Source organism: Clostridioides sp. ZZV14-6387, assembly GCF_020657835.1.
GTDB lineage: Bacteria > Bacillota > Clostridia > Peptostreptococcales > Peptostreptococcaceae > Clostridioides > Clostridioides difficile_A.
Genome location: NZ_JAGWCW010000003.1, coordinates 85,011 through 108,231, shown reverse-complemented (window position 1 = coordinate 108,231; position 23,221 = coordinate 85,011). Strand labels below are relative to the sequence as shown.

At 29.2% G+C, this 23,221-nt stretch carries 23 protein-coding genes; 1 reads left to right on the top strand and 22 read right to left on the bottom strand.

Going from position 1 to position 23,221, the window contains the following annotated elements:
- Positions 1 to 105: 105 nt before the first annotated feature.
- The 3 genes from KGF38_RS02760 to KGF38_RS02750 all read right to left on the bottom strand — a co-directional run bounded on the left by KGF38_RS02760 (position 106) and on the right by KGF38_RS02750 (position 3,815).
- Positions 106 to 1,011, bottom strand: a complete 906-nt coding sequence (locus KGF38_RS02760; RefSeq protein ID WP_054270625.1) for a patatin-like phospholipase family protein — start codon at positions 1,009 to 1,011, stop codon at positions 106 to 108.
- Positions 1,012 to 1,436: 425 nt separating this feature from the next.
- Positions 1,437 to 3,029: a hydroxylamine reductase gene (gene hcp, locus KGF38_RS02755; protein ID WP_054270626.1), complete on the bottom strand. Its 1,593-nt coding sequence runs from the start codon at positions 3,027 to 3,029 to the stop codon at positions 1,437 to 1,439.
- A gap of 57 nt (positions 3,030 to 3,086) precedes the next feature.
- On the bottom strand, positions 3,087 to 3,815 hold the full coding sequence (locus KGF38_RS02750; protein WP_054270627.1) for a 4Fe-4S binding protein: 729 nt from the start codon (positions 3,813 to 3,815) through the stop codon (positions 3,087 to 3,089).
- Positions 3,816 to 3,979: 164 nt separating this feature from the next.
- Between KGF38_RS02750 and KGF38_RS02745 the strand changes: the two genes are divergently transcribed.
- Positions 3,980 to 4,684, top strand: a complete 705-nt coding sequence (locus KGF38_RS02745; RefSeq protein ID WP_054270628.1) for a Crp/Fnr family transcriptional regulator — start codon at positions 3,980 to 3,982, stop codon at positions 4,682 to 4,684.
- 353 nt (positions 4,685 to 5,037) lie between these two features.
- Here the strand turns inward: KGF38_RS02745 and KGF38_RS02740 are convergent, their stop codons facing one another.
- The 19 genes from KGF38_RS02740 to KGF38_RS02650 form a co-directional block, all read right to left on the bottom strand.
- Positions 5,038 to 5,787 (bottom strand): amino acid ABC transporter ATP-binding protein, encoded by a 750-nt coding sequence (locus KGF38_RS02740; protein ID WP_054270629.1) that lies wholly within the window; start codon positions 5,785 to 5,787, stop codon positions 5,038 to 5,040.
- A 29-nt stretch (positions 5,788 to 5,816) separates the two neighbouring features.
- Positions 5,817 to 6,992: a M20 metallopeptidase family protein gene (locus tag KGF38_RS02735; protein WP_054270630.1), complete on the bottom strand. Its 1,176-nt coding sequence runs from the start codon at positions 6,990 to 6,992 to the stop codon at positions 5,817 to 5,819.
- Positions 6,993 to 7,124: 132 nt separating this feature from the next.
- Positions 7,125 to 7,922, bottom strand: coding sequence for an amino acid ABC transporter substrate-binding protein (locus KGF38_RS02730; protein ID WP_074179623.1), 798 nt, complete (start codon positions 7,920 to 7,922; stop codon positions 7,125 to 7,127).
- A gap of 59 nt (positions 7,923 to 7,981) precedes the next feature.
- A complete protein-coding gene (locus tag KGF38_RS02725) occupies positions 7,982 to 8,644 on the bottom strand; it encodes an amino acid ABC transporter permease (RefSeq protein WP_167640613.1) in 663 nt (220 codons plus the stop codon).
- A gap of 237 nt (positions 8,645 to 8,881) precedes the next feature.
- Positions 8,882 to 9,550 carry an amino acid ABC transporter permease gene (locus tag KGF38_RS02720; protein WP_054270633.1) on the bottom strand — a complete coding sequence of 223 codons (669 nt, stop codon included), beginning with the start codon at positions 9,548 to 9,550 and terminating at the stop codon, positions 8,882 to 8,884.
- Positions 9,543 to 10,346 carry a transporter substrate-binding domain-containing protein gene (locus KGF38_RS02715; RefSeq protein ID WP_167640614.1) on the bottom strand — a complete coding sequence of 268 codons (804 nt, stop codon included), beginning with the start codon at positions 10,344 to 10,346 and terminating at the stop codon, positions 9,543 to 9,545. The genes KGF38_RS02720 and KGF38_RS02715 overlap by 8 nt, the downstream gene beginning before the upstream one ends.
- A 28-nt stretch (positions 10,347 to 10,374) precedes the next feature.
- Positions 10,375 to 11,031: a methionine ABC transporter permease gene (locus tag KGF38_RS02710; RefSeq protein WP_054270635.1), complete on the bottom strand. Its 657-nt coding sequence runs from the start codon at positions 11,029 to 11,031 to the stop codon at positions 10,375 to 10,377.
- Positions 11,024 to 11,992 carry a methionine ABC transporter ATP-binding protein gene (locus KGF38_RS02705; RefSeq protein WP_167640615.1) on the bottom strand — a complete coding sequence of 323 codons (969 nt, stop codon included), beginning with the start codon at positions 11,990 to 11,992 and terminating at the stop codon, positions 11,024 to 11,026. Before KGF38_RS02705 ends, KGF38_RS02710 begins: the two co-directional genes overlap by 8 nt.
- Before the next feature lie 95 nt (positions 11,993 to 12,087).
- Positions 12,088 to 12,927 carry a MetQ/NlpA family ABC transporter substrate-binding protein gene (locus KGF38_RS02700; protein ID WP_054270637.1) on the bottom strand — a complete coding sequence of 280 codons (840 nt, stop codon included), beginning with the start codon at positions 12,925 to 12,927 and terminating at the stop codon, positions 12,088 to 12,090.
- A 30-nt stretch (positions 12,928 to 12,957) separates the two neighbouring features.
- Positions 12,958 to 14,034 carry a uroporphyrinogen decarboxylase family protein gene (locus KGF38_RS02695; RefSeq protein WP_054270638.1) on the bottom strand — a complete coding sequence of 359 codons (1,077 nt, stop codon included), beginning with the start codon at positions 14,032 to 14,034 and terminating at the stop codon, positions 12,958 to 12,960.
- 50 nt (positions 14,035 to 14,084) lie between these two features.
- Positions 14,085 to 14,909, bottom strand: coding sequence for a uroporphyrinogen decarboxylase family protein (locus tag KGF38_RS02690; protein ID WP_227832148.1), 825 nt, complete (start codon positions 14,907 to 14,909; stop codon positions 14,085 to 14,087).
- Between the two features lie 65 nt (positions 14,910 to 14,974).
- A complete protein-coding gene (locus tag KGF38_RS02685) occupies positions 14,975 to 16,786 on the bottom strand; it encodes an ASKHA domain-containing protein (RefSeq protein ID WP_219673353.1) in 1,812 nt (603 codons plus the stop codon).
- Between the two features lie 19 nt (positions 16,787 to 16,805).
- Positions 16,806 to 17,831 (bottom strand): methylcobamide:CoM methyltransferase MtbA, encoded by a 1,026-nt coding sequence (locus KGF38_RS02680; protein ID WP_219673352.1) that lies wholly within the window; start codon positions 17,829 to 17,831, stop codon positions 16,806 to 16,808.
- 38 nt (positions 17,832 to 17,869) lie between these two features.
- On the bottom strand, positions 17,870 to 18,517 hold the full coding sequence (locus tag KGF38_RS02675; protein ID WP_074179621.1) for a corrinoid protein: 648 nt from the start codon (positions 18,515 to 18,517) through the stop codon (positions 17,870 to 17,872).
- 218 nt (positions 18,518 to 18,735) lie between these two features.
- A complete protein-coding gene (locus KGF38_RS02670) occupies positions 18,736 to 19,794 on the bottom strand; it encodes a uroporphyrinogen decarboxylase family protein (RefSeq protein WP_227832147.1) in 1,059 nt (352 codons plus the stop codon).
- A gap of 102 nt (positions 19,795 to 19,896) precedes the next feature.
- Positions 19,897 to 20,940: an ABC transporter substrate-binding protein gene (locus KGF38_RS02665; RefSeq protein WP_074179619.1), complete on the bottom strand. Its 1,044-nt coding sequence runs from the start codon at positions 20,938 to 20,940 to the stop codon at positions 19,897 to 19,899.
- Between the two features lie 23 nt (positions 20,941 to 20,963).
- A complete protein-coding gene (locus tag KGF38_RS02660; protein ID WP_054270645.1) occupies positions 20,964 to 21,731 on the bottom strand; it encodes an ABC transporter permease in 768 nt (255 codons plus the stop codon).
- A complete protein-coding gene (locus tag KGF38_RS02655; RefSeq protein WP_054270646.1) occupies positions 21,721 to 22,533 on the bottom strand; it encodes an ABC transporter ATP-binding protein in 813 nt (270 codons plus the stop codon). Before KGF38_RS02655 ends, KGF38_RS02660 begins: the two co-directional genes overlap by 11 nt.
- A 255-nt stretch (positions 22,534 to 22,788) precedes the next feature.
- Complete coding sequence (locus KGF38_RS02650; protein WP_054270647.1) at positions 22,789 to 23,211, bottom strand: 4Fe-4S dicluster domain-containing protein; 423 nt, start codon at positions 23,209 to 23,211, stop codon at positions 22,789 to 22,791.
- Positions 23,212 to 23,221 lie beyond the last annotated feature (10 nt).

The following is a 23,221-nucleotide window of genomic DNA, read 5'->3' as shown; positions in this document are numbered from 1 at the left end:
AATTATATTTTATTTATTCCCTAAGAAGTAGCTTAATAATCTTGTATTTTCTTGTTTTTATCTAATTAGTAAAATAATGTTTGTAAATGTAATTATAAATTAAATCTATTTTCTATAAAAACTCTTTTTACTTATCCATCCAAAAGCATCCTTTATATCACAATTTTCGCCCAAAGATAACAGATATTCCAACTCATCATAATCATCCATAGCTACATCCTTTTCCATTTTTGGATTTAGTCTATAGTAATTATCTCCAAGAAGTTTTTGAGAAAATAACTGGCTCATTTGAGAATTTCCTTCTAATGTTATAGATATAATTGGTAAATCGGGTTCTTTATTAATTATCCAATCAATAGCTCCCCATTCAGTAGTATCTGCCTTTATACTATTATACACATATCCAGTTCCTATTGAAAAAAGTCTTGTATTTTTAAGTTTAAACCCACTATCAATGGCATGAATTATACATGCTAAACTTGGGTCAGTTGCTATTATTCCTCCATCGATATGTCGATTATATGTTGGAAAAAACACAGGAGCAGCACTACTTGCCATTGCTACATCTATAACCTTACTAGTCTTTGTAAGAGAACTTGGCATATTATTATAAAACACTGGTTTCCATGAGTTTTCTTCATTTCCTATATAAAAGCTTGGTATCATTACTAATTTTTTCAAGTCTTTTAATTCTAATTCTTCTGGAAATATACTTAGTAAAACTTCTTTTAAATTTTTATTTTCATACTTAGGTCTTAACATTTCTGCATAACTTTTACTGAAAATATGCTTTGAATTTTCTATTGAATAGAGTTCTTTTATATCTTTTGGACTTACACCATACGCAAGACCTAATGCGATTAAACTTCCTGTAGATGTACCTCCAAACATATTTATATTATCTAACAAATTTGGATACTGATTTACCATTCTCTCAAGTATGGCTATACTCAATGCTCCTCTTAATCCTCCACCATCAAAAGTCAATATATTAAAATTAGAATTTTTCATATATATACCCCCATACAAAATACCTTATCGATTTTAAATTTCAGTTAAAATAATTTCATTATAGTAGTATATATATTTTATGCAAGTTCTATATAACGATGTTACTATTTCGGTATTTAAAGTACTTTGTACTGTACATACCTTATAATATCTAAAATAAATATTATAGAATATAGTATTTGTTTTAGATATTATAAGTAATAAATTTAACGAATCAAAATAATTTCTGTACCTTAACATATTATAAAAAATAAATAAGAGGCTATCCCAAAATAGAGATAAGCCTCTTTTTTATTATTGAAATGATAAAAATATATTTGATTTCATAAAAAAAAGAGTGCCTCATGAACTAAAAAGTTAATTTGAGACACTTCCTTATTTATTTTAATTACAAATACTGCCCTTCTTGAATATACTTATTCTCTTTATCCTAGTATTTTCTTCATATCTTCTTCTGGAGTAGATATAGGTGTTAATGCAAATTTATCAACCAATATATTCAATACATTTTGAGATAAGAATGCTGGTAAAGAAGGTCCTATATAAATATTTTTGATACCTAAATGAAGTAATGTAAGAAGTATACAAACGGCCTTTTGCTCATACCATGATAATACCATACTAAGAGGTAATTCATTTACTCCACATTCAAAAGTATTCGCCAATGAGACTGCCACTTGTATCGCACTATAAGCATCATTACATTGCCCCATATCCATTAAACGAGGCAAACCTCCAATTTCTCCAAGGTCTAAATCATTAAATCTATATTTTCCGCATGCAAGTGTCAATATGACAGTATCTTTAGGGGCTTGTTTTACAAATTCAGTATAATAGTTTCTTCCAGGTTTTGCACCATCACAACCTCCAACTAATAAAAAGTGTCTTATATCTCCACTTTTAACAGCATCTACTACTTTATCCTGTACAGATGAAACTGTACCTCTTGCAAAACCAGTAGTTAATTTATCTCCTCCATTAATACCAGTCATGTGAACATCTTCTTTATAGCCTCCAAGTTCAAGAGATTTCTCTATTACACTAGAAAAATCTTTATCTTCATCAATATGAATCATTCCTGGATAAGCAACTACTTCTGTAGTAAATACTCTATCTCTATAACTGTCTTTAACAGGCATTAAACAGTTTGTTGTAAACAGTATTGGAGCAGGAATATTATCAAACTCTTTTTGTTGATTTTGCCATGCTGTACCAAAATTTCCTTTTAAGTGCTTATATTCTTTTAATTTTGGATATGCATGTGCTGGTAATAACTCTCCATGAGTATATATATTTATTCCCTTATCTTTTGTTTGTTCTAATAATTTGTGTAAATCATAAAGGTCATGTCCTGTAACTACTATGAATGGCCCTTTCTCAATTTTCATAGGTACTTGAGTTGGCTCTGGTATTCCATAAGTTTCAGTATTTGCTCTATCAAGTAATTCCATGCATTTTAAGTTTATTTCTCCAGTTTTCATAACCAATCCTAAAAGTTCATCAATCGCTAAGTCCCCTCCAACTGCTATTAATCCTTCATAGAAAAATTCATTTACTTCTTTGTCTATATAACCAAGTACCATTGCATGATATGCATAAGCAGCCATACCTCTTAATCCAAATAGAATTAATGATTTTAATGAACGTACATCTTCATTGTCATTCCACAAGTTTTTCATATCATAGTTATCATTTCTACTACATTTTGTTTCACAATCTAAACATCTAGGTACAAGTTTACTTTTTTCTATCTCAGTTTTTTCAATTTGTCTTTTTATAGCTTCATCATCAAAACTTACATTTGTTATAGTAGTGAATAATCCCTCTATCATAACTTTATCTGTTTCACTTGTTGGTCTATTTTTATTTCCAATAGTTGCTCTTGAAAGACCAATTAATACTCCTGTAAGCTCATCTTGTAAGTTGGCTGTACCCCCCTTTTTGCCACAAACTCCGTTTATAGTACATCCTTTACCCCCTGCTGTTTGTTCACATTGAAAACAAAACATATTCTCCATTTTTATTCCTCCCTTTTTATTTATTAAAATTTATTACATTTTTTGTTATTAGCTTGATTAAATTTCTCCATCCACAATTTTTCCATCTACAGATATAGTAACTATTTGCCATGGTATCATCTTTCCACTATTTTGTAGAGCTGTCTTAACAGCATTTACTATACCACCACAACAAGGAACTTCCATACGTGTTACTACTATATTTTTAATATCATTCGTTTTTAAAATCTCTGTAAGTTTTTCAGCATAATCTACTTCATCAAGTTTAGGGCAACCAATTAATGTAACCTTGTTTTTCATAAATTTATTATGGAAATTTCCATATGCATATGCTGTACAGTCAGCTGCTATTAAAAGACTTGCATTTTTTAAATATGATGCATTAGCTGGTACTAGTTTTATTTGTACTGGCCACTGATTAAGCTGAGACCCTTGTGTTTCAGCTGCTATATTATTATTTACCTGTTCATTATCTGACACGTCTCTATTTATAGATTTAGACTGAGAGCCTGGACATCCACATGCTAGATTTGTATTTTGTGCTTTCTTTGCTTCCATGTTTGCTTTTACTGCTACTTCATCATACTCTGCTGCTTCTCTATATTCAAATGAAATAGCATTTGTTGGACAAGTTGGTAGACAATCTCCTAGACCATCACAATAATCATCTCTTAAAAGTTTTGCTTTTCCATTTACCATTCCTATAGCTTCTTCATGGCAAGCTTCAACACATAATCCACAACCATTACATTTTTTCTCATCGATTTTAATTATTTTTCTCATCATTTATATCACCTCATAAAATTTTTTTAATTTAAAATATTGATTTTTTATATATTTATTTTCAAGACTTACATCTTTTTCTTTCAAATTTTTTGTAATAAGATTTTTATATCTTCTTGCTTTTATAAATTTAGTATAGTACAATAAAAACAAATTATCGGTTGCATATGCAACAAGGAAGTGATTGTTTGAAAAAAATTTTAGAAAAACATATAAGTCTGCTAAAAAAAATTCCTCTCTTTGAAGGAATTAAAAATGACGAACTTGAAGCAATGTTAGAATGTTTAGGTGTTGTTGATAAGATTTATCCAAAGGATAGCATAATATTCTCAGTTGGAAGTGAGGTCACTTCTATTGGAATTATGCTTAAAGGAAATGCACATATAATAAAGGAAGATATTGAAGGTAATCGAAATATTGTAGCTGAACTATTACCTGGAGATTTATTTGGAGAAGTATTTGCATGTACTAGACTACATAAAAGCAATGTCACAGTGACTACAACATCTTCTTGTGAAATTTTATTTATAAAGTTTAAAAGTGTAACTGGTATTTGTTCATCAACATGTGTATTTCATAATAGATTAATTGAAAACATGTTACAATTAATAGCTGAAAAAAATATTTTACTTCACAATAAAATAGAATTACTTTCTCGTAAAACGACTCGTGAAAAATTACTTATGTATTTTTCAAAACAAATAGAACAAACAGGTAGTCACAAATTTACAGTTCCTTTTTCAAGAAATGAAATGGCTGATTTTTTGTGCGTTGATAGGAGTTCTATGTCAAGAGAGCTTGGTAAGATGAGAGATGAAGGTTTGTTATCTTTTAATAAAAACAAGTTTGAAATATTCTGTTTTCAAAAGTAGACTAGACATTTAAACTTGTCTACCTCAATATAAATTATGTTAATTGATTAAAATTATAAGTATTGTACTTGAATCTTAAATTTATATTTTTACTCAAAAAGTTAATAGATGTCTAATTTATCCAAAATTAGACATCTATTAACTTTATATATTAATTGGATTTATAATTAGCTTATTTTTTTGTAGTAATTGATGTTTTATCTATAAGCCAGTCTTTTCCTTCCACTAATCGTGCAACTAACATTGATGTTACTGTATTACCAGTTGTATTTAATATAGTATTAGGAATATCAGTTATAGTAGCTATTGTTGCTACTATTAGTTTTATAGTATTCTTTCAAAGTTGTCTAAATTTAATTAAATACTTCTTCTTTCCTAATGATATTTAAAAATTTTGCAGTTCTTTCATTTTTAGGATTATTAAATATCTCATTAGGAGTTCCTTCTTCAGCTATTACACCATTATCCATAAATATGATTTTATCAGCAACTTCTTTTGCAAAATTTATTTCATGAGTTACAATAAGCATTGTTATTCCTTCTTTTGCAAGTGATTTTATAACACTTAACACTTCTCCAACAAGTTCTGGGTCAAGTGCTGATGTTGGCTCATCAAATAATATTACATTTGGATTTACTGCCATAGCTCTAGCTATACCTATTCTTTGTTGTTGACCTCCAGATAATTTTGATGGATAAAAATCTTTTCTATCCAACATACCTACTTTGTCTATTAATTTTAAAGATATCTCTTTAGCTTCTTGTTTACTTTTTTTATGTACTACTATTAATGCCTCCATTACATTTTCTAGTGCAGTTTTATTTTTAAATAGGTTATAATTCTGAAATACCATAGATGTATGTTTTCTTAAATTTGCTATATCTTTTTTTGTCGCTTTTTCTACATCTACCTTTACATCTCCAATCATTATCTTCCCTTTTGTAGGCTCAACTAGATAATTTAAACATCTAAGGAGTGTTGATTTACCTGTTCCAGATGGTCCAAGTATAGCTACTACTTCACTTTGATTTATCTCTAGATTTATACCTTTAAGAACTTCTGTCCCTTTAAAACTTTTATGTAAATTTTCTACTTTTATCATAGTTCTCCACCTTTTTTAATAAATATACTCTAAAATTGACATAAATAATCTACTGCAAGTTGAGATAATAAGGAAGATGCTATGCTCAAACATTTTTCATCTATATCAAACTTACTGTTGTGCAATTTATAGTTTATATTTTTTTCTTTATTACCTATACCTATATACATAAATAAACCAGGTTTTTCTTTCATATAAATAGCAAAATCTTCACCTGTCATTGCTGGAAAATCAATCATTTCAACATTTTCATCTCCAAGTATTTTGCAAGCACTTTTTCTCCCCAGTTCTATCATATTTTTATCATTTATAATAGCATCTCCTCCTGCACTCTTTTCAAACTTGCAGTCTGCTCCATGTGCTTTACATACACTTCTTACTATGTTCTCTAGAATTTTACTTACTTCAATCACTTTTTCCTGACTTACTGCTCTAATAGTTCCTTGAAGTGTACATATATCTGGTATTATATTTTTGGAAACACCAGAATTAAAAGAGCAAACAGATACTACCACTGGTACAACTGGATCAATTTTTCTTGATACTATCTGTTGAATAGACGAATACACTGCATTTCCAACTGCAATTGGGTCTATACAATTGTGAGGCTCTGCTCCATGTCCACCCTTTCCGATTATTGTTATTTCGAAAGTATTAGTTGCTGCCATTGCACAATTTCTAGCTATTCCAATTTTTCCTGATTCAATGGTTGGCCAACAATGACCAGCTGCTAATACATCTACACCTTCAAGTACATTTTCTTTAATTACAATATCAGAACCACCTTTTTCTTCACCAGGTTGAAATAGTAACTTTACATTTCCATTTAGTTCTTCTTTTATATCATTTAAAATCATTGCTGTTCCTAGCAACCATGAAACATGTGCATCATGCCCACAAGCATGCATATTATCATTTATTGATTTAAATTCTAAATCATTTTCCTCTTTTATTGGAAGAGCATCCATATCCGCTCTAAGTAGTATGGTTTTACCACTAATATTTTTTCCTTCTATAGTAGCTAATACTCCTGTGCCAGCAACATCTATATATTCTATATTAAGTTTATCTAGTTCTTCCTTTATAAGTTTGGATGTTTTAAATTCTTTAAATGCCAACTCTGGATTATGGTGTATCTGTCGCCTTATTTTTATGATTTTTTCCCTATTTTTTAGTGCAATAGATTTTATTTTAGTTTCAATCATTTACAATACCTCCATAACTTATTTTTATTTATAAAGACTACTATAAATATATTGTAATACACAGATAACTATAGATAAATTTAGTATACTTATCTATAGTTATCAAAACTTTATATTTTAGTTTTGGAGTACTTATTTTTGTATATCAGCACTTACATCCATTCCAAACCATTTTTCAGATATTTTTTTCACTGTTCCATCTGCAAGCATTTCCTCTATTGCTTTGTTTACATCTTCTTTTATAGTCTTAGATTTTTCATCATTTTTCTTAAAGAAATATGCTATGTTAGTAACTGATAATTTATCATCTAATACTCTTATCTTCATGTTAGCTTTTTTAGCATCACCTACAACAGTAAGTTCCGCATCAATCCAGGCACTAACTCTTCCTAAGTCTAAATCTTGAATACCATTAGTTCCATCACCATAAACCTTTTCTTCAAATAAATTATCTTTATTAACACTAGCTGCAACTTGTTGACCTTGAGAACCTTCTGATACTGCTACAATTTTTCCTTTTAAATCTTCAAGTTTATTAATTTCATTATTTCCATCTTTTACAGCGATACATACAGCATCAGAACCATAAGGTATAGAGGCATCATATTTTTCTAATCTTTCTTTAGACATTCCAAAGAAGTTGGCTGCTACATCAACTTTACCAGAATCTAACATACCAAATATAGAACTAAAACCTGTTGGCTCCATTTTTATTTCATATCCACTTCTTTTACCAATCTCTTTCCACATGTCAACTTCAAAACCTTTATGCTCACCATTGTCAACATAAGAATATGGGTCGGCTGAATTAGATGAAGCTACATTTATAACCTTTTCATCCTTTGCTTCCTCTTTTTTTGAACAACCAGTAGTTACAACTGCTAATGCTAAAACTGCTACTAAACATTTTATAATATTTCTTTTTATCATATCTCTTCTCCTCACACCATTTTTATGTAAAAATACTTTATATGTATTTTTTTAATATTCTAATAATCACTTATCTTCTTTTCTAACTTTTTTTGTCCCCATCCTAAAGGAGTTATTATACACCAATAAATTACCATAACTGCTCCATACACTTCAAAGAACTTAAAACTCAATGCTCCTTGTGACTTAGCAGCACCCATTATATCATTTACTCCAACAACAAAAGCTACAGAAGACCCTTTAATTAAATCTATAAAATTATTGAATAATGATGGCAAGGCAACTCTTATAGCCTGTGGTATCACTATTCTTTTCATGGTTTGTAAATTTGTTAATCCCATTGCATATGATGCTTCTACCTGCCCTTTATCAATTGAAAGTATGGATGCTCTTATAGTTTCAGACATATAAGCTCCCATATTTAAACTAAGTACTATAGAGGTTGCAAATACTGGGTCCATGTTTTTAACCAAATCACTCATATATGCCAGTCCAAAATATAGAAAGAATAACTGTGGCATAAGAGGTGTACCTCTAAAGATAGATACATACACTTTACATATTTGATTCAATACTTTCACTTTGTAATAAGATGATAACGCTACTATTGTACCTATAATTAATGAAAATACTAATGAACTTATTGCCAAAATAACAGTTATATTGAATGATTTCATTATTATTGGAAATAATTCTAAAAAATATTTCATACTAAAAATCATAAAATAAATCCCCCCTCACTTAATGTTGTTTTTTGCAAGCTTTTGTCACATGTTAAATTATAATAGAATTTTCTTTATTTTTCCAATAGAAAAAAACTATTTTATTAACTGACTATATAGACCCTTTTGATACTATATTTTTTTGATATTTAGACTACTAAATGTCTTTTTTCTAAAATTAAAAATTTATTTACAAGAAGGAACATATTTATATAACCTATCTTTAAACACCAAAATCTAATATGCTTTTCCTATCCTTTTTTCAACCTTGATTTGTATATTACTCAATACTATAGATACCGCCCAATAAATTAGTATCGTTACCATATATATCTCAAAAAATTTAAAACTTGATGCAGCTTCTACTTGAGCTACTCCCATTAAATCCTGTATTCCTATAGTCAAACCTAAGGAAGACCCCTTAATTATATCTAGTGTACAACTTACAATAGGAGGTACTGCAGATGTAGCTGCTTGAGGTAAGATTATTTTAACCATTGACTGATATTTACTTAATCCAAAAGCATAACAGGCCTCTTGTTGTCCTTTATCAACACTCTCAATGGATGCTCGTATAATTTCTGCCATGTATGCAGATGAATTTACACCTAAACAAATTACTATTGCTAAATAAGGAGAACAATCTTTCATGAAGGAAAATATCATCGGAAATCCAAAGTAAAAGAAAAATATTTGAATTAAAAGTGGTGTTCCTCTAAAGAATGAAATGTATATTCTAGTTATGTATTTCAAAATTTTTGATTTTGTCTGTGTAAAAAATGCAAGTATCACACCCAATAATATTGATATAAAAAATGCAACAATAGATATTAGTATTGTTATTCCCAAGGCTTTAATTAAAAATGGAAATATACTTAGACAAAATTCAAAGTTCAAATTACTCATTAGTAGGCTCCTTAGTAATATCTTTTCCTAGCCAAGTTTCAGATATTTTAGTCAAAGTTCCATCTTTGTGCATATCTGCAATTACTTTATTTACTTCTTTTGTCCATTCTTCACCTTTTTCATTTTTTTGAAGTGCAAAAGAACAAGCACCAAATTGAATAGGAGGTTCTACCATTTTAAGATTTAATTTTTGTTCTTTTATGGCTATTAAAGCCTCAACGTCCTGTGCAACCACTGCATCTAATCTTCCCATTTCTAGGTCTTGATAGTTCCCTTTAAGAGTTGCGCTTGAATAATTTACTATTTTTATTTCGCCATTTGGATACTTTTCTTTTAGTATTTCATTTGCCACTGCTCCAGTACCCACACCTACCTTTTTGCCAACTAAATCATCTATTGATTTTATACTATTATCATCTTTTCTAACAATAATATTTGTTCCACTATAATTATAAGCATCTGAAAAACCATATTTTTCCTTTCTGTCTGGTGTTGCAGTAAGTTGAGCAGATACTACATCTGCTTTATCAGCTTCTAATAATCCAAATAATCCACTAAAATCAGTTAATACCCATTCAACTTTACAATTAGTTCGTTTAGAAAATTCATCCCAGAAATCCACTTCAAACCCTTTAAGTTTATCTTTCTCTTTAAAAGCAAAGGGGAAATACGTTCCTGATGTAGCAACTCTTATAGTTTTTTGTTCTTCTTTATTTTTATTATTTCCTGATGAACATCCTGTAATTAAAAGTGATGATGCTAAAACAAGCATAATAATTAACTTAAGCTTCTTCATAATTTGTTCTCTCCTTTTAAATCTAATTTTATTTCAATTTTTTATATAATACATTTCCAACAGTTTGAATCACTTGAACCATTATAATTATTATAATTACAGTTCCATACATTATGGTATCGTTAAATGTTTGATAACCATATATCAGAGCAACTGACCCTAAACCTCCTGCCCCTAATGCTCCTGCCATAGCAGAACTACCAAGTATTGATACAGTTGCAAGAGTTATACTTGAACATATAGATGGTATAGCTTCTCTAAACATAATACTAAACAATATTTGTAAATTTGAAGCACCAAAAGATTTAGCTGCTTCAATCATACCTTTATCAACTTCTCTAAGATTACTTTCAATTAATCTAGCTATAAATGGAGATGCAACTATTATAAGAGGTAACATAGCTGCTTGTTTTCCAATAGAAGTACCTACTACAAATCTTGTAATTGGAGTTATAGACACCGCCAATATGATAAATGGAAATGACCTAATTATATTTATCATCAAATCTAAAATCTTATATATGTATTTATTAGGTCTAAGTCCTTCATTTGAAGTTTCTACTAATATAATAGCTAATATAAAACCGATTATAGAAGATATAACAGTAGCCCATGTAACCATATAAATAGTATCAAACACTGCAGGAATTATTATTTTATTTATTACAAGACTTGGATTATCCATTATCTAAAGCCTCCCAAATTATGCATCTACTATTTAAATACTCACTAATTATTTTTTTATCTCTAGCATCCATGTTTATAACAGTGCTACCTATAATATCATCTCTGAATTTTTCTAGCTTAGAAGACACAATTGAAAAATTAACTGGAATTTGTTTTGCCATTTCTGGAATCAATGTATTTTTAGCTTTATCCTGTTTAAATAATATTCTTATATTTACACCTTCTTCTGGCATAATCTCCAATTGCTCTCCTAAAAGTCTCTTTAAGCAGTCTGGTTGATTCAAGAATAGCTTTTGGACATCTCCCAATGCAGCTATCTTTCCATATTCTAATATAGCTACTCTATTACATATTTCTCTAATAACATCCATTTGATGAGTGACTAATACTATAGTTATGTTTAGTCTTTCATTTATTTCTCTCAAAAGTGATAGTATAGATTTTGTAGTTTCTGGGTCAAGTGCAGATGTAGCTTCGTCACTAAGTAAAATTTTAGGCTCCAGTGATAAAGCTCTAGCTATAGCAACTCTCTGGCGTTGTCCTCCACTCAATTCTTTAGGCTTTTGATATATCTTATCTTCTATACCTACTATTTTTACAAGTTCCATTACTTTTTTTTCTATTTCATCTTTTTTATATCCCCAACACTTCATTGGAATAGCTATATTATTATATACATTTTGTCTTTCTAATAGAGAAAAATGTTGAAATATCATTCCTATATTCTTTCTGTATTCTCTAATTTTGCGATATGAATTGTTTTTTATTTCACATCCATCTACCAAAATTTCACCCTTTTCATAATCTTCCAATAGATTTATACATCTTAAAAGTGTAGATTTCCCAGCACCACTTTTCCCTATCAAACCAAATATTTCGCCTTGCTCTATAGAAAGAGATATATCTTTTAACACATCTAAACTTCCAAAAGATTTATACAATTTAGACACATTTATCAAATAATCACCTCAAGTTTTTCACATAGAATTAAGCTGTTTTTTATACACACATAAAACAGCTTAATTCTTTTAAATAGTTAAATCTAAAAATTATGTTATTTATCTTCTATAAGAACTGATGTAGTACCATAATTTTTCTCTATTATAGCTTTTACTTTTTCTCCTTTTAACTCTTTAGTTAAAGCTTTAGCCCATTCTTGGTCTTTATTTTCACTTTTAGTAGCTAAAACTATACCATATTCTGACCCATGCTCATCAAAAGCTAAAGCACTTTCTGGGTCTTTGTCAGATTTCATTATTTGTATTGCTCTAACCACTCCTAAATCTACATCTGGAAGTGCACTTGGAATTTTTACAGTATCCATTTCTATAAATTCTAGATTGTGTTTATTTTCAACTACCTCTAAAGGACTATAAGTTTTGACACCATCTTTTAATTTAATTAAACCTTCATCTGCTAATAAAACTAATGCTCTTGATTTATTAGTTGCATCTGATGGTATAGCAACTTTCATATTATCTTTAACATCATTTAAGCTTTTTAATTTATCTGAGTATACACCCATTTTTGAATAATAAATAGGCTCTCCTACTGCTGACAAGTCTGTACCTTTATCTTTATTAAATTGCTCTAAAAACGCACTATGTTGATAGAAATTGGCATCTAAAGTTCCTTCAGCAACTCCACTATTTGGACTTATTATATCTCCATCAAAAAGAGTAACTTCCATTTTATAACCATCATTTAAATAATCTTTTTGTACTGCATCTAACATTTCTTTTATAATAGGGTCAGATGTACCTACTTTAACAGTTTTTACTTCTTTTTTAGCAGACTCACTTTCTTTTTTTTCATTATCATTTCCAGAACATGCTACTAATGATAATGATAGTATAGCTATTAGTGATAAACTAATTAATTTTTTAATTTTCATGACTTCCTCCAATGATATTTTTATTAATATTTAAAATGTACATAATTTACCTTTTACAGCATTTTTACTATAAATTCTAGCAGCATTCATAAATGCATGTATGTTCTCAATAGGAGTTCCTACCGGAATTTGACAACCAGGAGATAACGTAAATCCACATGGATTGTCACTTGCCTTTAAGATACATTCCTTTACTGATTCCATTACATCATTAATACTTCCATTTCTCATAATTTCTACTGGTGGTACATTTCCAGAGATACCCATACTGTTTCCAATTGCTTTTTTAACCTCTTCTAAATCTTCGCAATTATCAACACTAAACGCAGAAAGACCTACATCAACTAAATCTTGCCATCTGTCTTTAGTCTTTCCACATATATGTATAGATGGTGCTGAACCTGTAATTTCTTTAACTCCTAGTACGAATTCTTCTAAATATGGTTTTACAAATTCCTTAAACTGCACTAAGCTTATCAGATTAGACGAAGCTACTGGTTCAGCTAGGCTGACACTTGACCCACATTCTTTATAAATTACTTCTGTGTATCTTAGCATGCATTTTACTGTATATTTTAAAAGTTTATGTAAATTTTCTTTATTTTTAACAGTATCTTTTAGTATATTCTCAGCTCCTCTTATAGCTACAACATTACTTATTGGACCTGCTAAACTTGAACCTATAAATCTTTCATTTGAAAATTCATCTGTTAAGACTTTTAATGCTTCTATAATAGCTGGCATTCTCCCATCTTTATAAGGGTCTATTATATCTAAAGAATCAAGCATTGAATAATCTTTGAGTACAGGCTCAACTATAAAAGAGACTGAATCTTTGGGATATTTTAACTTAGAACCAAGAGCTTCTCCTATGCCTCTAAGACCTAAACCTACACCCATAGAATCCACATTAAAATCTCTTGCTAAATTTCGTTCCATTTCAATCATCATTTCTGAAGAATAATAATAATCACTTATATTTAATCCATACATAACAGGTGCTGTTTCAGATAAAGAAAATGAACATGGTAATCTATCAACTTCTTTTCCTGATTTATATAAAATTGCCCTTTCTTTAGGTGTTAATTCATCTTTTAATATTTTCATCTCAACACGCCCCAATAATTAAAATTTATATTACTTCAAAGTTAAAGTGCTTATAATATTCTGACTGTATATATCTTTTCATTGAATACACTTTTATTAGTATTTTTAATACAATTTTGCCCAAACATTCTTCCTTTACATATACCTTCTTTCAATAGAACATCTGCATAAGTCATATTATTATTAAAGTTAAGTTCTTCAATCTCCATAAGTCCTAAATTCAAAAGTGAAGTTGTTGTTCTTCCACAGATATGTATACTTGCTTTACCATTTATTTTCTGTTGTAATTCTTTAAATATTTCTATTGTTATATCACTACTTAAGTTACAAAAAGTTCTCTTACCTAAAATATCCATATTTCCAGTTGGGTCAGCATAAGATATAATTTTAGCTCCAGATTCTACTCCTTTAACAGCATACTCTACAATAAAATCTTTTACATATTCTAGAATTTTGTATAAATCATTTTTTCTATTTTTCAAAGCTTTTACTATATTTGTTAAGTCTATTAAGCTACTCAAAATGCTAATTGGGCCTTCAATACTTAAAATAACATCTTCGTTTTCACATGATAATTTTTTTATTGCCTTTAATACTTCATTAGCTTCTACTTCATCTAAATAAACTTTTTGAAGATTTAATAATTCTTCAATATCATTATATTTATAGCTTTTTACTCTTGGTGTACTCAATTCATCAATTAAAATATTTGCCCCTAAACTTTGTGCACACATAGTGTCACATAACGGAAGATAACAAACTCTATTTTTTGTACTTTCTTTTAAAAGTTTTGTAGCCTTTACCATTTCATCACATTTTAGATAAACATCTGGTATTTTTAGATTGTTTTCCTTTAGAAATTTTAACTCTTCCATTCCTGTAGTATCATATGTACATTTAAAATTGTATTTTTCTTTAATTTTAACTCACCTCCACTTACTTATTTACTCAACTTACTTATATCAAAGCTTAAACAACTTGCAAATAAACGTTCATAATCTTCTAGTAATGATAATTCTAAGTAATCACATGTTTTCAAAACATCATTTACTTCAGCTCTTTTTGATATATCTAAAAGGCATAAAATTGCACCACTTTTAGAGGAATTTCCAATATAACTAATTTTATCTTTAAATTCTACAGGAACCATTCCTACACCAACAATACTTTCAACCTTTAAATGTGCTCCAAATTGACCAGCTATTATTACTTTGTCAATATCTCTAGGATTTAACTTTAAATTATGTAACATAGATAAAATACCAGATAAAATAGCTCCTTTTGCCAGCTGAACTTGTCTAATATCATTTTGAGTAATATATATATTATATTTTTTAGATAATACTATACTTCTCTTTTTACCATCCTCTACCAAAAGATTTTTAAGAAAATTATCCTCATTAAAATCATCTTTTTTCTTTAGCCTTCCGCTCTTATTAATCAAACCCGCTTTATATATTTCAGATATAGAATCTAAAATACCACTTCCACAAATACCATTTGGATTTCCCTGTCCTATAATATCTATTTGTATTCCCTCATCTTTGATACTTATTCCCTCAATAGCTCCCTCACCTGCTCGTACTCCACAAGTTATATTCATTCCTTCTAATGCTGGTCCAGCAGCACACGAACATGCAATTAATTTTCCACAATCAGATAAAATCATTTCTCCATTAGTTCCTATGTCTATGAAAAGTATCTTCTGATTTACTTTTTTTAAATTTGTGACAATAGCACCTGCAGTAATATCAGCACCTATAAATGCAGACACACTCGGTAAGCAATAAAGCCTCGTGTAATTTGATATTTCTAGACCTATATCTGAAGCTAAAAAAGTCTTACTATCTTTAAACATCGGTCTATATGGATTTATTCCTAAACTTTTAGGATTTATTCCTAAGAGTAAATGTAACATTGTAGTATTTGCAGCAATTGATATATCATAAATGTTTTCCTTTGCTATTTTATTATCCTCACACAAATAATTAAATAGATTATTTAAACATTCAACAACCACTTTACTTAGAATTTCTGCTCCATTTTTCTCTTTTGATGCAAAATTAATTCTTGATAACACATCCAATCCATAGCTTTTTTGAGGATTTATAGAAGAAGCACTTTTAATTTCTTTACCAGTATTTAAATCTATTAATGATACCACCATGGTAGTTGTACCAATATCAACTGCAAATCCATACATCAAACTTCTTGTATCTCCATTTTCTATGGATATAATCTTTCCATCATACCTAGTTATTGTATAGGTTTCTCCTTCTTTTAAGTTAGAAAACCTTTTTATTACATTTAAGGGTAAACTTTCTTTATCTTCTAATAATAATTTTTCTACTGCATCACTTTGTAAAAGAGACTTTTCTGAAAATATCTTGCATTCTTTTCTTACAGCAGGATTTAAATCAAACTTAGGCATATAACCTTCATCTAATACTTCTACTTTTTTTTCATCATGCAACAATTCTATATCAATATCTCCATGTACTTGATATAAACATGCTAACCTAATATTATCTAAAACTTCTTCCTCACTTAAAAACCTTCTTTGTTCCTCTAAATTCTTATCTTTAATATTACTTAAGATTTTAACCTTACATTTTCCACAATACCCTTTACCTGCACAGGGGTTTTCAATCATTATTCCATTTTCTTTTAAAATTTCTAACAAATTTTTTCCAGAATCAAACTTTAATCTTTTTTGTTCTCCATATCTATCATTTACAGTTAATATGTACATTTTGACACCTACCATATGCTTAACATTCACTTTCTCGTGCACTCAGAACCATTGATTGTATATTTTTAATTGGAGTCCTAGCTCCTATTCCACATGCTGGAGATAAAATATTTATACCATTTTTTATACATCTTCTTCCTATTTCTCCAACTTTATCCTCAGTTCCATATTCAAGGGCATATGTACTTACATTACCAATAATTGCTTTGTTAGGAACATTTAATACAACCTGTTTTTCATCAGTTATTGAATCAAAACTTATACCTAAACTACGAATACTATTCAATTGAGGATATATAGTTTTTAATCTTCCACAAATATGTACTATGCTTGGAATATTATTTTCATCTTCATTTAATGAATCTAAAATTCTATTTATATATGGAACCACAAATTCTTCAAATTTTTTAGGTCCAAGTATTTCTCCTGTAGCACTTGGGTCAGCAATAGCTATTAAATCTGCACCAGCTTCAATTTGTGCCTTTGCAAATTTAATTATATTTTCTGTCACAAACTCTAAAAACTTATGGACACTTTCTCTATCTTTTCTTAATTCTCTATAAAATATAGTAGGTTCAATTAAAGATGTAGCAACGCTTATTGGACCGACTACATTGGCAATGATAGGTACATCACTATCTTTATTTTTTAGATACTTAATTGCATCTATAACAACTTTTGCTCGTCCAATATTTATATCAAGTTCTTTTAATTTTGTGTAATCAGATATTGTGTCCATAGGATAAAAGTTCACTCTAGGTTCTGTAATTTTAGTTCCAAAATCAACTTTAGCTCCCATTGCCTCAGCTTCTATAGTCATACAAAATGGTACGCCACAATTTTCAAAACCATCATTTTCATAGATACCATAAGTGAGTTCTGCCATTTTAATAGCATCAAAATGTGCATCAGGCCAACTTATTCCTTTCATATCCATCACATCTTCTACAACCATGTTCATCATACCACCAGGGCAAATACAAGGAGGTCTATCAACAGACTCTCTATTTAAAACTTTCAATAATCTCTCTTTGCAAGTATACAAATTAATTTACCATCCTTTTTATATAATATAAATAACGCTTAGGATACTAATTTTTTTGCCAATTCAACAGCTTTTGCTGCTGATGGTGAATATCCATCTGCACCTATCTTTTTAGCATAGCTTTCAGATATAGGACCTCCACCTATCATTATTTTAAAACTATCTCTTATTCCTTGACCTTTTAAATCTTCTATTAAAACTTCCATATTATCCATAGTTGTAGTCATAAGAGTAGACATTGCTATAATATCAGCATTTACTTCCTTAGCTTTTTCAACAAATTCACTCATAGGTATATCTCTTCCTAAATCGTAAACTTCAAATCCAGCTGTTTCTAACATTATTTTTACTATATTTTTTCCAATATCATGAGTATCACCTTGCACAACACCCATTACTATTTTTCCAGTTTTCTTTGAATCTTCTTTTTTAATATGAGGTTTTAAAACATCAATACCTGCATTCATTGCATCTGAGCATAAAAGTAGTTCTGGAACATAATATTCCTCTTCTTCATATAACTCACCAGCTCTTTGCATTCCAACAGAAAGCCCCTTATCTATTCCTTCAAATGCGTCAAAATTTTGTTTTAAATATTCTTCAGCTATCTCTACTACTTGTTCTTCTTCCATCTCAACTACATTATGAGCTAATTTTTTTAACAATTCCTCTTTTTCTTTACTCATATATATTTCCCCCTTAACCAATTTAATTTTCATTTTTCCAATTTTTAAAATTGAACAATAATAGTAACCATAAGGTCATTTTTAAAATACTTTTATGTCAAAATAATTTATCTTATCTTAAATTTAATATTTTTATTATTTTTTGTCTAATATGAAAAATCTATTTACTAACTAGCATATATTCAAAGAGTCTATTCCATAATGTCAATATGAATATCTTAATCATATCTTCCGAAATCTTCTACTGCTTTCACCATAGCTTGTACATTACATGCTGGAGCAAGAGGAGTTAATGCACAATCTGGCATCAATATAAATCCTCCTGGAGAATATTTCATTTGTTCAATTGCTTTTCTACTCTCTTCATATACATCTTCAGGTTTCCCTGAATGTATAATAGAGTTTCTTACATTTCCACCAATAATGTATTCATCTCCCAAAACTTCTGCTGTCTCTCTCATATCCATCTCATAACCTAATGTAAATACAGTTCTTCTTGGTAATTTTAATTCATTTGTCCAGTATTTTAAGTTTTCCTTATGGTCTCCACAAAGATGTACTATCCATTTCTTAATCCCCCATTCTTGATACATATCTTGAATCTCTTTTATATATGGAATGGAGAATTTTTCAAAATCTTTTGAAGAAATTATTCCATGAGATTCCATAGGATATGCTGAAAATGTTGATATTTTTTCTACACCAAATATATCTATGCTTTTCTTTGTTATTGCCATCATGTAATCAGTCACCATTCTAAGAAGATGATGTATTACTTCAGGGTCTTTTCTTAAGGATTTTAATAATAGTTCTGTTCCTAGAATACTTTGTACTCCACCAAATGGAGAACCTGATGGAACTGAAAAACCAAACCCATTTTCCACACATATTTTAGCAAATTTCAAAGACCTAATTGCTGATGGTGCAGTGTCTACATCAGGTATTTTTAGATTTTTAACATCTTTTATATCCTCTATAGGTCTTCTTATCACTTTTGGTAGTCTTATTCTTGGAGTTTCTGAAAACATTAATTCACCACCAAAATCCCAAGTCTGCCATTCTGGAATAGCATAACCTGGAGTAGCATCGTACTTATGTAAATTTATTGAACACATTTGAGCTTTAAAAGCTTTTTCAGCTTCCATATAATATTCTTTTGAAGAATAATTTGAAATGTTAGCCGCATATAAAGTAACGTTTGGATTAACTGGTATACGGTCTAACTTTTCTTTATTCATTAATGCTTTCATTCTTTCAGCAGAAGTCAATTCCATCATCATCATCTCCTAATTTAATATATTGTTTGATAAATTATTATAGTAACATAGAAAAAATCACCTTAAAAATTTCAGCTTTTAAGGCAATTTCTTTCTCTATATCTATTTATCTAACTTAACATTTTTTTGAGCATTTTTTAAAAAAGTATCATCTATAGCCTTTTCACGAGGTATTTCTTTTTTAATAACACCTGAAGCCATAGACATTCTATTTATAGCTGCATATCCATCATCAGTGAAACTTCCATCTTTAGAATATATATTATTATCTTTTATTTCTTTTACAGAATCTTCAAGCATTTCATTTCCTGGGAATAATGGTTTCAATGTTTCTATTATTTTTTCTGCAGAGTTTTCATTTGTCCATAATATAGCTTTATATATAGCATTTACATATTTTTGTACTGTTTCTGGATTCTCTTTTATATATTTATCTGTAGTAAATGTTATATACATTTCATAATTTTCAGAACCAATTAACTTTTTATGAACTTCTGGATTATATATATCTTCAACTAACTTATTACCTGCATCAAGTACAATTTTACGAGCAGATGGAGATACATAACTACCTGCAACATCTTCTTTTTCCAAAGCTGCAACTAATGCTGAGTTTGGAAGATTTACATATGTAGCATCAGTATCTGGATTAAGACCATTTTCTTTTAACACAGAACGTACAAATGCTCTAGGAGATGAACCACTATCAGCACCGTTTATAGTTTTACCTTTCATATCTTTTACACTGCTATATTTTGGTGCTACCACAAATGAATATGGATATTTTTGTGTAGTTGAAAGTAATAACTTAGTGCCTTGATTTTTTTCATTAAAACCTAAAATCATTTCTGGACCATATAGACCAAATTGAGCATCACCAGATAACACTGGTGCTGTTGGCATATCACTTTGTACTGTAACAAATTCTACATCTAAACCTTCTTCTTCAAAAAATCCTAGTGCTTTTGCTAAGTATGCTGGTCCCCAAAGCTCACCTCTCACTGGTTCAGATACTTTAACTTTTTCTAACTGTTTTGTTTCTTTTTTAGCATTTTTTGAACTCTTTTCTTCTTCTTTTCCAGAGTTACAAGCAACCATACCCAATAACATAACACCACATAACAAAATCGAAATAAATTTTTTCATATTTTCTCTCCTCACATTATTTTTTAGTCAATACTCTCTCTCCATCTTAAAATTCTTTTTTCCACATGTTTTAATATATAATCAAGCATTGACATTATAAACATCATTAAAAAGATACAAGATAATACTCTTGTAATATTGTAAACACCTCCAGCTGCTTGTACCATCCATCCTAATCCCTGATTAGAACCTAAATATTCTCCAACTATTGCACCTAAAACTGAAGCCCCTGCTCCTGAACGTAAACTAGCCATAATCCAAGGAACACAGGAAGGTAATATTACTTTTTGTATAATCTGCAACTTGGATGCACCCATAATTTTTAATGTATTTATTAAATTTATATCTACATTTTTAAAACCTGCATATGCATTAAAAAACACCAAAAAGAACACCATTATTGCAGCCATAAAAATTTTGGCTTGTAACCCTATTCCAAACCAAATTATAAATAAAGGCCCTAGTGATAGTTTTGGTAATCCATATAATCCTACTAATATTGGGTCAAATATATCTGCTAAAAGTGGTATATTTCCAAATAAAAATGCTATTATTACTCCAAATACTACACCATAAAATAAACCAAATAATGAAGCTTTTAATGTTATATAAATATGGGGCCATATTTCACCTGTACCAAACATAGCTATTAAATCTTTTATGATGCTCAATGGTGAACTAAAGAAAAAAGTATTAATGAAATTATTATCAGATAGATATTCCCAAACCATTAAAAATACTGCTATAAAAATTAAACAATAACATTTTTTTAGTATTTTTTTAAGCTCCATACTCGCCCATCTCCTCTTTTCTCCCTTTTATTACTTCAGACTTTATATCATCCCAAATTTGCTTTTCTAATTCTATAAATTGAGAGCTTGATTTACTTTCAATATTATTACGTGGTCTAGGTAAATCTACAATATATTCTGATTTAATAGATGAAGGTCTATAACTCATAAGTATAATTCTATCTGCTAATGTTATTGCTTCTGATATATCATGAGTAATATACACAATAGTATTTTTTCTTTTTTCCCAAATATTTAAAATTTCATCTTGTAACAATTCTCTTGTAAATACATCTAATGGACCAAATGGTTCATCCATAAAAATAACATCTGGATTTTGGGCTAAAGCACGCATTATAATCGCCCTTTTTCTCATACCTCCAGAAAGCTCATATGGATATTTTTCCTCAAAACCAGCTAAACCACTAGTTTGCATAAGCTCTTTTGCCAATTTTATTCTATGTTTTTTATCTTCTCCCCTTATCTCAAGACCAAGAGCAATATTATCAACTATCTTCCTCCAAGGAAGTAAAGTATCCATCTGTGATATGTATCCTATTTTATGTCTTCCAAAATGCAATGGTTTTCCATCAATTAAGACTTCTCCTTTTGTAGGTTTTAACATACCACACATTATGTTTAAAAGTGTACTTTTTCCACATCCACTAGAACCAACAATAGCTAGAAATTCTCCTTTTTTTACAGAAAGGTCTATATCATTAATAGCATGTATATGTTCTCCATTTTTAGATTGATAATAATGAGTAATATTTTTTAAAATTAATGTATTTGTATTTTCCATTTCAATACCCCTTATTTATATACTACAAATATAATACAATTTTCTATTTATTGTATTATACTTCGACTTTGAACAACATAAGTTTAATATTTTTTCCATTCTTTGTCCAATAGCAAAAAACTATCCCCCATAGCCATATTATAGTATCCAACTATATCCATAAAAAAAACTACATTAAGTTTGTTATAATACAAACTCAATGTAGTCTTTCATAAAAAACATCTTACAACTAAGTGTAAGCCACTATTTTTTGATTTATTTATTAAATTCTAATGCTCCTGTAGGACATACCATTACACAAGGTGAATCCATACCACATTCATATCTTTCAACACACCCATTACACTTATTTGCCTTGCCATCCTTGCTATAATTCAAAGCTCCATATTCACAAGCTTTCTCACAAAGTTTACATCCTATACAATTTTGATTATCCAATAAAACAAACCCATCATCTTTTTTAAAACAGCCTTTAGGGCATATATCCAAACATTTTGGCTCATCACAATGGATACATGCTAACGAAAAATATTCTATATTTTCACCATCTTCCATTGTAAATACACGTCTAAAAAATTCGCCATTATCTATATTATTATCATTTTGGTCTACACAAGCAAGTAAACATGCTCCACATGCTGTACATAATTCTTTATTAAATTTAAATAAACTTTTCATTTTATCCCTC